This window comes from Pseudohaemophilus paraphrohaemolyticus (genome assembly GCF_003253115.1).
GTDB classification, from domain to species: domain Bacteria; phylum Pseudomonadota; class Gammaproteobacteria; order Enterobacterales; family Pasteurellaceae; genus Haemophilus_A; species Haemophilus_A paraphrohaemolyticus_A.
In genome coordinates, this window is sequence record NZ_QEQF01000001.1 from 340,855 (window position 1) to 352,947 (window position 12,093).

A 12,093-nucleotide genomic window follows, 5' to 3' on the forward strand; every position below is an offset into this window, starting at 1 on the left:
AGGTTACGCATAATTCAGCCCCTTTGGGGCTGTTTTTATATATTTAAATCAATTGACAATAATGAAAACCTACCTCGTTGGCGGTGCTGTCCGCGATGCTTTATTAAATATCCCCGTAAAAGACCGTGATTTCTTAGTGGTTGGCTCAACGCCTGAAGAACTCCTTTCGCTTGGCTATCAACAAGTGGGGGCGGACTTCCCTGTTTTCCTACACCCAGAAACCAAAGAAGAATACGCCCTTGCACGCACAGAACGCAAAAGTGGGCAAGGTTACAACGGTTTTATCTGTGATTTCTCACCAGATGTGACGCTTGAGCAAGACTTAATCCGCCGCGATCTAACCATCAACGCAATGGCTCAAGATCTCACAAGCGGTGAAATTTTCGATCCATTTTGCGGATTGCAAGATCTGAAAAACAAAATGCTTCGCCACGTTTCTCCGGCGTTTGCGGAAGATCCGCTGCGTGTATTACGCGTGGCACGCTTTGCGGCTCGGTTTGCCCATTTAGGCTTTAAGATTGCCGATGACACGGTAAATCTGATGCAAAAAATGGCCGCTTGTGGAGAGCTCGCTCACTTAACTGCTGAGCGAGTTTGGCTTGAAACACAAAAAGCCTTTGCTACCCCTTCGCTACATATTTATTTTGAAGTGTTGCGAGAAGTGGGAGCATTGAAAGTCCTCTTTCCTGAAATTGATGCCTTATTTGGCAAGCCCCAACCAGAAAAATATCACCCCGAAATTGATAGCGGTGTACATACGTTAATGGTATTAGCACAAGCTAAAAAATTAGCAAAACAGGCGGAAAATCCGACCGCTTTACTCTTCTCTGCCCTTTGCCACGATTTAGGAAAAGGCTTAACACCCGAAGATATTTTGCCACACCATTATGGGCACGAAGTCAAAGGCATTCAGCCGACAAGAAATTTAGCGAATCGCTTAAAAGTGCCTAGCGAGGTCAAAGACTTTGCGATTTTGGTGACCGAGTATCACACTCATTGCCATAAAATTGCTGAGCTTCGCCCTGAAACGGTGTTAAAACTCTTTAATACGTTAGATGTGTGGCGAAAACCCAATCGATTTAAAGATTTCTTGCTTGCTTGCGAAGCAGATAGCAAAGGCCGCTTAGGTTTTGAAGATCGCGAATATCCGCAAGCTCAACTTGCGATGCAATATTTTGAAGTGGCAAATAAAGTGGATGTGCAGCAAGTGATTAGAGATGGCTTTGAAAAACAAGCAATTCGGGATGAGTTGAATAAACGCAGGATTTTAGACATTAAACGCATTAAATCACAACAGTAAGTAAGCATTGCACAAAACGAATGAGCTTGCCTAAAGCACGCCTAAGTAGTCGTTTTGTGCAATCACTTTATGTTTAGCTATTCAACATCCCTTCCAACGTTTCCTGTGCTTCTAACCATTCCATTTCAATCTCTTCTACTTTCTGTTTTGCTGAGATCTGCTTGGCAAGTGTTTCGGTCAGCTGGGCTTTATTTTCTGCTTCGTAGATTTCACTGGTTGCAAGTAGCTCTTCGAGCTTGTTTAACATCGCCATTGCCTTTTCTAGCTCTTTTTCAAGTTGAGTAATTTTCTTGCGAAGTGGGGCGGTTTGTTGACGAAGTTCTGCCTCCAAACGTTTTTGCTCCTTGCGATCTTGCGCTGAAAGATTACCGCTTGTACTCGTACTTTCTTCACTGCTAGCGGTCGAATTTTCCTCTTTTTTTGCAGAAGCCAATGCAAGAGCATTTTGTCCGTTTAGCCATTTTTGATAATCTTCTAAATCGCCTTTAAACTCTTCGACTTTATGATCGTGCACCAAATAAAATTCGTTCACCGTGCTACGCAATAAGTGACGATCGTGCGAAACCACCACAAGCGAGCCTTCGTAATAAGTAAGAGCATCGGTAAGAGCTTGGCGCATTTCTAAATCAAGGTGGTTGGTCGGCTCGTCCAATAAGAGTAAATTCGGGCGTTGCCACACAATCAAGGCAAGCACAAGGCGGGCTTTTTCACCGCCAGAAAAAGATCTGACCGCTTGTTTCACTTTATCACCTTTGAAGTCAAATCCGCCTAAGTAATTACGCAATTCTTGTTCGGTTTTTTCGGGTGCAAGCTTTTCCAAATGCCAAAGTGGGCTTTCATCAAAACGTAGCGTATCGACTTGGTGCTGTGCAAAGTAGCCAAGCTGTACACCTTTCGCTAATTGCACTTGCCCTGACAGGGCAGAAATCCCCCCCGCAAGCAGTTTAATCAGAGTAGATTTACCCGCACCGTTTCGCCCTAAAAGCCCGATGCGAGAACCTGGCACGAGGTTGAGTTTGACCGATTTCAGCACTGTTTTATCGCCATAACCCGCTGCAACATTTTCCATCATCAATAGCGGGCTTGGTAAGCTCAATGGCGGGCGGAATTCAAATTCAAACGGAGAATCTGCATAGGCTGGTGCAATTAACTCCATTTTTTCCAAAGCTTTAATACGGCTTTGAGCCTGTTTGGCTTTGGTTGCTTTTGCTTTGAAACGGTCGATAAAACTTTGTAAATGTGCCACTTTGCGTTGCTGTTGTTGATAAGCAGCATTTTGTTGGCTGATTTTAGTTGCTCGCTGAATTTCGAATGAGGTGTAGTTGCCCGTATATTCGTTCAATTTTTGGTGTTCAATATGAATAACGCGGTCTATAATCGGATCAAGAAAATCACGATCGTGTGAAATCAATAACAATGTGCCACGATAGTTGGTCAACCAACGTTCAAGCCAAATCACGGCATCCAAATCCAAGTGATTGGTCGGTTCATCAAGAAGGAGTAAATCTGAACGACAAATCAACGCTTGTGCTAAGTTTAGACGCATACGCCAACCGCCCGAAAAAGATTTTACGGGGAAATTCAGCTGTTCGGTGCTAAAGCCTAAGCCATTTAATAACGTTGCAGCACGAGATTGAATTGTCCACGCATCAATGGTGTCTAATTGGGCGTGTGTGGTGGCGATTAAATGACCATCGTTATCGTGGTTGGCTTGTTCAAGTTGTGCCATGAGTTGTGTGTATTCACGGTCGCCTTGAATCACATAGTCGATTGCTGAAATATCTAGTGCGGGGGTTTCTTGGTTCACCCACGAAATTGCCCAACTTTTCGGCAAGCTAACTTCACCGCCTTCTGGTTGTAATTCATTTTTTAAGAGTGCAAAAAGCGAAGATTTTCCACAACCATTTTTACCGACTAGCCCCACTTTTTGACCTGTGTGGATGGTGGCGGAAGTGTTTTCCAAAAGCGTATTTAAACCGCGTTTTAAAATTAAATCTGTAAAAAAAATCATAATAAATTGACTAAATATGCTAAAATTAACAGCATATTTTAGCATAATCAAAGAAGAGATGTTTGATTCATTCGATGTACAATTTGTTCTATATTGAGCAGTCATATGGTTGTGTAATAGGCTTGACTTTAGTCTTCGTTGCAATAAATAATCTATATCTCAAATTGAGATTTTTACACAACAAGTAACATCTCTTAGTTAATTTACTTTTAAGGAAACACTATGAAATTCTCTAAAAAAGCACTCTTTTTAGCAACGGCATTAACCTCAGCGGTGCTTGCAGGTTGCCAAGCACAATCTAACGTCTTGGTATTTAATACGCCATCACCAACGGCAACGTTTAATACCAACAACCAAACCGCTGCAGTAAGCGTCAATACGCGCGATTTACGTACTTCACGCGAAGTCTCTTCTTACACTAAAAATGGCGAAGTGATCCGCTTAACTTCAAGCCCTGAAGTAGTGCAACTTTTACAACAAGCGGTACAACAAGATTTAAATGCAAAAGGTTTCCAATTAGTGCAAGGTGCAGCGAATGCGAACGTCACTGTGAATGTAAAACGTTTCTTCGCAACGGTTGAGCAAGGCAATCTTCGTCACAAAACCAATGCGGAAGTGAATGTAGATATTGCCGTGCAAGGTGCAAAAGGTAACTTCAACAAATCCTTTAATGCTACCCGTGGTTATGAAGGTGCGTTGGGGGCAGATAATAAAGACATCCAAAAAATCTTAAACCAAGCCTATCAAGATGTGATCAACGCCATTTATAACGACAACGAAGTGGCGAATGCAATTCATCAATATAAATAATATTGTTTTGATGTAGCAACTATGTTGCTCCCATGTAGGGGCGAATTACATTCGCCCTATAGCTTCATACCAGATTATCTTCACAATAGGGCAAATATTATTTGCCTCTACAAAATTATGCGAATCCCAAGAATTTATCATCCCTCATCATTAGCCAACCAAACAAGCTGTATGCTTAGCGAAGATGCCACCAATCACGTTGGGCGTGTATTAAGAATGAATGAAGGTGATGCCATTATTTTATTTGATGGCTCAAACCATATCTTTCACGCCACATTACAAGCGGTCGAAAAAAAGCAAATTATTGCAAAAATTCACGCTAGCGAATTAGATGATCGCGAATCACCTTTGCCTATTCATTTGGGGCAAGTAATTTCTCGTGGCGACCGAATGGAATTTACCATTCAGAAATCCGTAGAGTTAGGTGTAAAAACCATTACTCCGCTTTGGTCGGAGCGTTGTGGCGTAAAACTCAATGAAGAACGCCAAGATAAAAAATTGCAACAATGGCAGAAAATTGCAATTGCGGCTTGCGAGCAGTGCGGACGTAATGAAATCCCTGAAATTCGCCCCATGATGAAGCTCACCGATTGGTGCAAAGAGCAAGATGGGATGCTAAAGTTGAATTTACATCCTAGAGCCCAATATACTATCCGTCAATTGCCGAATATGCCGAAAGAAGGCGTGCGATTGCTCATTGGTTCTGAAGGCGGGCTTTCTCCCGAAGAGATTGCAATGACAGAAACAGAAGGCTTTACCGAAGTGTTGTTGGGCAAACGAGTATTGCGTACAGAAACCGCATCTCTTGCGGCAATTACTGCTTTACAGGTCTGCTTTGGTGATATTTAACGAGAAAAGAGAATGTTAGAGAACTTACAAGGTAAATTTTTAATTGCAACGCCCGACATGGACGATCCTTATTTCGATCGTGCCGTTGTGTATATTTGTGAACACAATAACAACGGAGCCATGGGGTTAATCATCAATATACCAACCGATTTGTCTGTGTTGGAACTGCTTACACGAATGGATTTCCAAATGGCAAATCAGCGTGATTATAAAAAAGATCAAATGGTATTAAGTGGCGGTCCTGTGAGCCAAGATCGCGGCTTTATTGTCCATACCAAAACGGCACAATCTTTCTTGCACTCTTATAAAGTCACAGATGATATTATGCTAACCACATCGGGCGATGTGTTGGATACCTTAGGCACAACAGATGCACCTGAACACTTTATTGTTTGTTTAGGTTGCTCTACTTGGAATAGCGAGCAGATACAACAAGAAATTGCTCAGAATATGTGGATTTATTCCGATGCAAATAACAAAACGTTATTCAAAACAGGTTACCTTGATCGCTGGTTAGAAGCCAATGAGATGATGGGCATTTCATCGGGGGTGTTAAGCGCGGCGGGAAGAGCTTAAACCTGCCAAATTTTTTATTATTCATCTTCATTATTCGTTATTCATCAAACAAAAAGGCTAGCATTTCTGCTAGCCTTTTTCATTAGATAGAAATTCTATCTTTCTGCATTAACCAATTACCATTGGAAACCGTATGCAGCACCCACCATCGCATCTTTCTTACCAGATACGTTTGATGAACCGCTTAGTTTGATAATATGTTTACCATTATCTGATAAGCGTGAATAACCAACTGCTACTGCTTGTTCACCACGGTAGTTAGTAGTTGCAACACCTACCATAGATTTACCAGAGGTATGTGGTTGTGGAATCATACCGATTGCACCAGCAATTGCGGTACCTTTTCTGCCACGTTTCTCCACTTGGTCAATCTTATCGTTTAATTTACCGATAGCTTGAGTGTTTTGGTTGATGTTTGCTTTCGCGTCATTTAATTGACGAACGTTTACTGCATCACCATCTTTCACGCCGTTTGCAACGTTAGTTACACGAACAGGTTTTCCTGCATTGTCACCGAATTTAACTTCAGTTACGTTATCGCCTGCTTTAGAAGTGCTGATTGTAGTTGCAGCATCACCTTTACCTACTGTTGCTTTTTCAGTAGTTACAGTGTTTACGCTCACATCGTTCGCTAACGCGTAAGTCACATTGTTGCCATCACGTTTAACTTTTAAGTTTTTACCTGCAGTGTGAGTAACTGTTGTACCTGCACTTACAGATGCACCTTTATCGTTAGCCGTTGAAGTTTCGATAGCTTCTTGTGAATCTGCCACTTTCACTGTCCATGCTGCACTGTTGATTGCATCTGCTACATTTTTCACAGTTGCAACTTTGTTTTCATCGCCTGCATTCACAGTTACTTTACCACGGTTTGCATCGTCTTCCGCTGTGCTTGCATTTACAAGAGAACCTGTATTCACTTTCACGCCGTCTGCACCAACGGTTAAGGTAGAGTCTGCTGCTTTAACAGAGAAGTCCAACGTAGTTTTTTTACCGTCTGTGTTTGGTGTAATCACAACAGAGTTGTCTTTACTTGTAAAGTTAACGGTATCGGCATGAGTTACAGCATCAACGCCTTTGTCGTTTGCTTGCAAGTTCCAACCTGCGTTTAATACATCTTCAACTGTTGCCGCTTCGTTCTTTTTAGCATCTAGGCTTTCTGGTGTTGTAGTCACAGTTTCAGTTGGTGCTGCAATATGGCTGTCTAAACCAGTTAATTTACCATTAGAAAGAACCGTTTTGTCTCCAGCCTTCACGCTGTCTACCTTAATATTTGGTGATAATCCAATTGTTACTTTCTTATTATCAGTTGTATCTGGAGTAATATGAACATTTTGATCACCCTTAATTTCATTTATTGCACCAGTTGAAGGCAAAGCAAGTGTAAATTTAGGTGTGAACTTAATTACAGCATTATCATCAGTACCAGTTTGTTCAATAGTAAGTTTAGATGGATCAGCACTTTCAAATTTTACTTTAGCACCAGCGTGTACTTTTGCTGCATTACCTCTATCTGCTGTGGCTGTCCAGTAGAGACTATTTACTGTGCTTGCTAATTCACTACCCGTTACTACGCCTTCGTTTTTTGTAGTTGGAGCTACTGCTTTACCATCCGCTACCGTTACATCTGCTTTTTTCGTGCCAATAGTAATAGTATTGTTATCTGCTTTTGTTGAGATAAAGCTATTATTTTCACCTTTAACAGTTAAACCCTGATCCCATAAGCGCACATCTGCACCTTTCTTTTCAGTTGTGTCACCTGCAATTTGTAAGTTAACAGATTTTAATTGCGCTACGTTTACTGCGTCAGTATCTGCTTTACCTGCTGCCAAGTTGTTGATTTGACGAGTATCAGTATTGCTACCTACAGAAACGCCAGCTCTCGTTGAAGTTAACACATTGCCTGTTAACGGAGTGTATGTATTTAACACAGAACGAGCGTTACGAGTAGTTGTGTTTTGGTCGAAACCCTTAACGCTTTTATCAACAGTAGTTTTAGAGTTAGAACCTAAAGCTACGCCGTCTTGGATATTCGCTATTGATTTAGGACCAGCAGCGAAAGCAAATTGAGCACTTGCCGCAGATTCAGAACCGATTGCCGTTGCATATTGGCTGTTTGTTGATGATGCTTTGTAACCAATTGCAACAGAATGATTTGATTTAGCCGCACTTTCACGACCGATTGCAATTGCGTTGCTACCCGTTGTTTCCGTGATAATACCAATTGAGATACTGCTGTTACCTGATGCTTTAGCGGCTTGGTACTGACCAGCACGATTTGGGTTGCTTGTTGTTGCTCCACCAATTGCGATTGCAAAATCATTATCTGCTTTAGAGAAAGTACCTAATGCAACTGTTGCTTGTTTGCTTGCTGCCGCAGAAGTACCTACAGCAGTAGCATGGTTACTTGTTGCTTGAGCAGAACGACCTAATGCTGTTGCTCGGTCATAAGTTGCTTGTGCTTGCATACCTAAAGCTGTGGTTGATTGCCCCATTGCTTTCGCCTCAGCACCCACAGCAGTGGTAAAGTTACCGTTATTTTGGTAGGAACCACGCTTAGTATCTATACCTGCATAAGCTTGTTGACCTAATGCAGTTGAAGATCCACCTAATGCACTAGAGTATGAACCTAAAGCAACCGCTGCTTGACTAATGGCTGCACCGCTACCAGTTGCTTTCGCCATTAAACCGATTGCAATATGACCGTTACCACCGTTTTGACCATTTTCGCCACCAGAGTGAGAGCCGTTACCAATTGCGATACCATCATACGCTGTTACTGTTGCACCTGCAGTTTGAGTCGCACCGTTTAAAGATTGCTTTGATACGTGATCAGTACCAATTGCTAAGCCACCGCGGTCATATGCAGTAATAACTGGCTTTGCTGACTCTGCCGCCATTACACCACTTACTGTTACTAAAGAAGCCGCTAAGACTGAAAGTTTAGCCACTTGTTTTACTGAGCTTTGTTTTTTATGAGCCTTACTTAATTCAGACACAACCGTCCATGATTGAGTTGCGTGATTCCAAATAACTTTAAATATTTTATTCATTTACATGTTTCCTTATGAATAAGAGGTAGATTATGGTGCTTTTAAATAAAAACGCCTGTAGAAGTTGATCATCTTAGAAGTAAGATATCAAGTCCTCATAATAATACCTTTTTTTTGCTTAATAAAGAAACAAATTTACATAAGATTACACGAAAAGAAATTTGGGATAGGAGTTTTGGGGATAAATTTACAAAAAATTAACAATTTAAGTGCAAATTATCTAAAAAGAGAAGATAAGTAAAGGGCGAGTATAACCCCGCCCAAACATATAATGGATTTATTATTCCACTTTTAAGATACGGCAAGTGTTTGTGCCGCCTTCTTTTAACTCATCGCCATGCGTTAATAACACTAAATCGCCTGCTAATAAGTAGCCTTGCTCTTTTAATAATGCTAATGCTTTTTTCGCACCATCAATCGTGCGGCTCTCTTCATCGTAGAACACTGGGGTTACACCACGATATAATGCCGTACGGTTTAATGCACGTGGGTTACGTGATAATGCGAAAATAGGTAAGCCAGAACTGATACGGCTCATTAATTTTGCGGTTTCGCCTGAGTGAGTTAATGCGATAATCGCAGAAACGCCTTCTAAGTGGTTTGCGGTGTACATTGCAGACATTGCAGTTGCTTCATCAACGTGTGTAAATGTACCTTCCATACGGTGACGAGAGACATTGATGCTTGGCATAGATTCTGCACCTAAACATACATCCGCCATAGATTTTACGGTTTCAACCGGGTAGTCACCGTTTGCGGTTTCGCCTGAAAGCATTACTGCATCAGTACCATCTAATACCGCATTCGCCACGTCCATTACCTCTGCTCGAGTTGGCATTGGTTTTTTGATCATCGATTCCATCATTTGGGTTGCCGTAATCACTACGCGGTTTAATTTACGTGAACGACGAATTAAACGTTTTTGCACGCCAACTAATGCTGCATCACCAATTTCAACACCCAAGTCACCACGTGCCACCATAATCACGTCTGCACCTAAGATGATGTCGTCCATCGCTTCTTCTGTTGCAACAGTTTCAGCACGTTCTACTTTCGCAACGATTTTCGCATCTAAGCCTGCTTCTTGTGCTAATTGACGTGCATAGTTTAAGTCTGCACTTGATTGTGGGAATGACACCGCTAAGTAATCTACGCCAATTTTTGCTGCTAATTTGATGTCGTTTTTATCTTTTTCAGTTAATGCTGGTGCAGATAAGCCACCACCTAATTTATTGATCCCTTTGTTGTTTGATAAAGGGCCACCAACAGTCACTTCAGTGTGAACTTTCACGCCTTCAACTTCTAATACTTTTAATTGAACGTTACCATCGTCTAATAAAAGAATATCGCCTGGTACGACATCGTTTGGTAAGTTTTTATAGTCTAAACCTACTGCATCTTGGTGACCTTCACCACGTGGCAAATCTGCATCTAAAGTGAATTTATCACCGATATTTAAGAAAATTTTGCCATCTTTAAAGGTAGAAACACGGATTTTAGGGCCTTGTAAGTCACCTAAAATTGCCACGGTTTTACCTAATTTAGTCGCAATTTCACGTACTTTATTTGCACGCTCAATGTGATCTTCTGGAACACCATGAGAAAAGTTCATACGAACCATATTTGCACCTGCGGCAATAATTTTTTCCAAAGTATTGCCACGGTCAGTTGCAGGACCTAATGTGGTAACAATTTTGGTTCTTCTTAATTTTCGAGACATTGATTACTCCAATTATTGAAAGTTAGATTTTAAAAAATTTTCTTGATACAGTAATAACCATACAAAACTCTGGGTATTATACGCCTAAAATATAATTCTTGAAATACAAAAATAGGAAACAGCTTATGAACATCTGGATTATGCGCCACGGAGAAGCAGGCTTTGATGCGCCAACCGATAGCGAAAGAACCTTAACAGAAAAAGGCAAAAATGCAGCGTTTTTACAAGGCAAATGGTTGGGTGAACAATGTATTCCGCGAAATATTCAGTTCGATAAAATCTTAGTAAGCCCTTATGTTCGAGCTCAGCAAACACTTACAGCACTCACACAAGGCATGGAAGCGGTTGGTTTTTCCCAACATTTTGCAAATATTACTGAGGAATGGGATGAAATCACGCCAAGTGGTTCACCTGTTTTGATCCAAGATTATTTGGCATTTTTGAATGAAGAAGGGGCAAAGCAAGTACTTATCGTTTCACATTTACCGCTGGTGTTTGATTTAGTCCAAACATTCACACAATATCAGCAAAGCGTGCATTTTTACCCCGCTGTCATCGCTGAAATCCATTGGAATGGAACAAAAGGCGTGCTTTTACAAGAAAAAATCGCTTAAACAAAAAAATCAAGCAGATTTTTTCATATTTTTTATTAAATTGTTTAAAAATCACTCTTCTCAAACGTGTAAAAAATGCGTATGATACGCCCCCTTAATTGTTGCATTACATAACAATTAGGCAAATTATAAAAAGATGCAGTATGGAATTGCATCTTTTTTCGTTGATATTTTAAGAAGAATGCGGAGAAATGATGCGAATTGGACAATATGAATTTAAAAACCGTATTTTCCTCGCACCAATGGCAGGAATCACTGACCAACCATTTCGCCGTTTATGTAGCCAGCTTGGTGCTGGGCTTACCTTCTCTGAAATGATGTCAACTAACCCTGATGTATGGCATACTGAAAAGTCTAAACTGCGTTTAGCTCATCACCAAGAAATTGGCATTAATGCCGTACAAATTGCAGGAGCTGATCCTATTGAAATGGCAGAAGCAGCAAAGGTAAATGTAAGCTATGGTGCTGAAATTATTGATATCAATATGGGATGCCCCGCTAAAAAGGTAAACAAAAAAATGGCAGGCTCTGCCCTTTTGCGTGAGCCCGATTTAGTGGCTGATATTTTACAGACTGTGGTGAATGCTGTAGATGTGCCTGTTACCTTGAAAATTAGAACAGGCTGGGATCTTGAGAATCGAAATTGCGTAGAAATTGCCCAAATTGCAGAGCAATCGGGTATTCAGACTTTAACGCTTCATGGACGCACACGAAGTTGTTTATTCAACGGAGAAGCAGAGTATGAGAGCATTAAAGCGGTCAAAAATGCGGTTTCCATTCCAATTATTGCCAACGGGGATATTACCTCCGCTGAGAAAGCGAAATTTGTGCTCGATTACACAGGCGCAGATGCCGTGATGATTGGTAGAGGGGCTTATGGTCGCCCTTGGATATTCAAGGAAGTGAATGATTTTTTAGAGAATGGTTATTACACTACCTTAGCAACGGAAGAAAAATGTCGCCTTATGTTGCGACATATCCAAGATCTTCATCAGTTTTATGGCGAAGAAAAAGGATATCGGATTGCTCGGAAACACGTCAGTTGGTATGTAGAAAATTTAATGCCAAACTCAACTTTTAAGCGTGCTTTTAATGCGTTAGAGAGTGCGAAAGCGCAGCTCGATGCATTAGAAGATTTTGTAGAAGATCTTTTAGATTAA

General features: G+C 41.1%; 9 protein-coding genes. 6 read left to right on the plus strand and 3 right to left on the minus strand.

Features of this window, described 5'->3' with window-relative positions:
- Positions 1–61 precede the first annotated feature (61 nt).
- Complete coding sequence (locus tag DPV92_RS01395; protein WP_111353320.1) at positions 62–1,300, plus strand: multifunctional CCA addition/repair protein; 1,239 nt, start codon at positions 62–64, stop codon at positions 1,298–1,300.
- Positions 1,301–1,373: 73 nt separating this feature from the next.
- Here the strand turns inward: DPV92_RS01395 and DPV92_RS01400 are convergent, their stop codons facing one another.
- Positions 1,374–3,311, minus strand: coding sequence for an ABC transporter ATP-binding protein (locus DPV92_RS01400; protein WP_111353321.1), 1,938 nt, complete (start codon positions 3,309–3,311; stop codon positions 1,374–1,376).
- 222 nt (positions 3,312–3,533) lie between these two features.
- On the opposite strand from DPV92_RS01400, the gene DPV92_RS01405 reads away from it, so the two are divergent.
- From DPV92_RS01405 to DPV92_RS01415, 3 genes are all read left to right on the plus strand, one after another.
- Positions 3,534–4,121, plus strand: a complete 588-nt coding sequence (locus DPV92_RS01405) for a YajG family lipoprotein (RefSeq protein WP_111353322.1) — start codon at positions 3,534–3,536, stop codon at positions 4,119–4,121.
- 117 nt (positions 4,122–4,238) lie between these two features.
- Complete coding sequence (rsmE, locus tag DPV92_RS01410; RefSeq protein WP_111353323.1) at positions 4,239–4,970, plus strand: 16S rRNA (uracil(1498)-N(3))-methyltransferase; 732 nt, start codon at positions 4,239–4,241, stop codon at positions 4,968–4,970.
- Positions 4,971–4,982: 12 nt separating this feature from the next.
- Positions 4,983–5,546 (plus strand): YqgE/AlgH family protein, encoded by a 564-nt coding sequence (locus DPV92_RS01415; protein WP_111353324.1) that lies wholly within the window; start codon positions 4,983–4,985, stop codon positions 5,544–5,546.
- Between the two features lie 116 nt (positions 5,547–5,662).
- On the opposite strand, the gene DPV92_RS01420 is transcribed toward DPV92_RS01415, so the two are convergent.
- A complete protein-coding gene (locus DPV92_RS01420) occupies positions 5,663–8,599 on the minus strand; it encodes an ESPR-type extended signal peptide-containing protein (protein ID WP_111353325.1) in 2,937 nt (978 codons plus the stop codon).
- Positions 8,600–8,879: 280 nt separating this feature from the next.
- Positions 8,880–10,319: a pyruvate kinase gene (gene pyk / locus DPV92_RS01425; RefSeq protein WP_111353326.1), complete on the minus strand. Its 1,440-nt coding sequence runs from the start codon at positions 10,317–10,319 to the stop codon at positions 8,880–8,882.
- A gap of 125 nt (positions 10,320–10,444) precedes the next feature.
- On the opposite strand from pyk, the gene sixA reads away from it, so the two are divergent.
- Both sixA and dusB read left to right on the plus strand, forming a co-directional pair.
- Complete coding sequence (sixA, locus tag DPV92_RS01430) at positions 10,445–10,933, plus strand: phosphohistidine phosphatase SixA (protein WP_111353327.1); 489 nt, start codon at positions 10,445–10,447, stop codon at positions 10,931–10,933.
- Between the two features lie 194 nt (positions 10,934–11,127).
- Positions 11,128–12,093, plus strand: a complete 966-nt coding sequence (dusB, locus tag DPV92_RS01435; protein ID WP_111353328.1) for a tRNA dihydrouridine synthase DusB — start codon at positions 11,128–11,130, stop codon at positions 12,091–12,093.